Annotated in this window: 1 protein-coding gene; it reads left to right on the forward strand. The window is 38.8% G+C overall.

Annotated elements, in window-relative coordinates; all coding sequences use genetic code 11:
- The first annotated feature begins 244 nt into the window (after positions 1 to 244).
- Positions 245 to 1,303 carry an IS110 family RNA-guided transposase gene (locus MMU05_RS23000; RefSeq protein ID WP_241144001.1) on the forward strand — a complete coding sequence of 353 codons (1,059 nt, stop codon included), beginning with the start codon at positions 245 to 247 and terminating at the stop codon, positions 1,301 to 1,303.
- Positions 1,304 to 1,362: the final 59 nt, after the last annotated feature.

Genomic DNA, 1,362 nt, shown 5'->3' on the forward strand with positions numbered 1-1,362 from the left:
CTCCTATGTTTGAAATGATTCCATAAATTAACATAAAGTGGTGAGAGATGGGAGTGAATTCTTTTCTAAATAACCTTGTATGGTATATTCTCGCAAAGATATTGCCCCATCTTTTTCTTTCTCTTAGAGTTTAAACAGAATGTAATGCATATCGTGATTAGGCGATATAGCAACAATATCCGAACAGGAGAAAAAACGAAAGGGAGACATCCACTTTGCTTTGTTTAACTTAAACTCTAAAGCTATGAAGATTCTCAAACAAGTGGTCGGTATTGATGTTGCCATGGACGAACTGGTAAGTAAATTCGGTTTTCTCAACGAAGAATTAAATATCAAATTTAAGTCCGATGACGTATTCAAAAACACAGAAAAGGGGTTTGTCAAACTGATTGATTGGACTGAAAAGCATCTATCAGCAGAAACCGAGCTTTTATTTGTCATGGAGGCTACGGGGGTGTATCATGAGAAGCTGGCTCACTGGCTTCATAAGAAATCCAAAAAAGTATCCATTGTCCTTCCCAACAAGATCAGCAATTATGCACGGACTCTTGATATCAAAACGGTTACCGATAAAACAGCTGCTGAGGCAATAACACGCTTTGGCCTGGAAAGGAACCTCGATACATGGGAGCCACCCCACCAGATTTATAGCAGGATCAAGCAGCTTACAAGGGAAAGAGAGCAGATTGTATCTGAGAGAACGGTTATAAAAAACCGGTTGCATGCAGAAAACTCCGAGGCTTTCCCTAATCCCAACTCCTTGAAGAGATTGAATAAAAGACTTAAACTGCTCAACGGGCAGGAAAAGGAAATCAAAAAGGAGATCAGCCAAATGATAAGGGAGGATAAAAAAGTGCAAGACCATGTAAATAATATAATAACCATTCCGGGTGTGGGTGAACTCACAGCCGCAATTGTACTGGCAGAAACCAACGGTTTTGAACTGATCCGAAACAAGAAACAGCTGACCAGCTATGCAGGACTCGATGTCAGAGAAAAACAGTCCGGAATATCGGTAAAAGGGAAACCTAGAATATCAAAGAAAGGAAATAGATATCTTAGAAAAGCGGTGCATCTTCCCGCACTTACAGCAGTAAAACACTGTGAGCAATATAAAAGAACGTATGCCGGATTGGTAGGAAGACACGGGATAAAAATGAAAGCATTGGTGGCAATACAAAGAAAATTACTGGAGTTGATGTACATCCTTTACAAAACCGAATCAATCTTTGATCCGGGATATGAAGAAAAAAGAAAGGCCCTGATAAACATACCAGAACCTTTGGAATCTAGCTTAAGCTGATTTAATGGTTAAAGATAAAAATTTTATATTTTATCTTGATTCTTAACACAGAATCTTTG

The sequence above is a fragment of the Cognataquiflexum rubidum genome (assembly GCF_022538115.1).
Taxonomy (GTDB): domain Bacteria; phylum Bacteroidota; class Bacteroidia; order Cytophagales; family Cyclobacteriaceae; genus Cognataquiflexum; species Cognataquiflexum rubidum.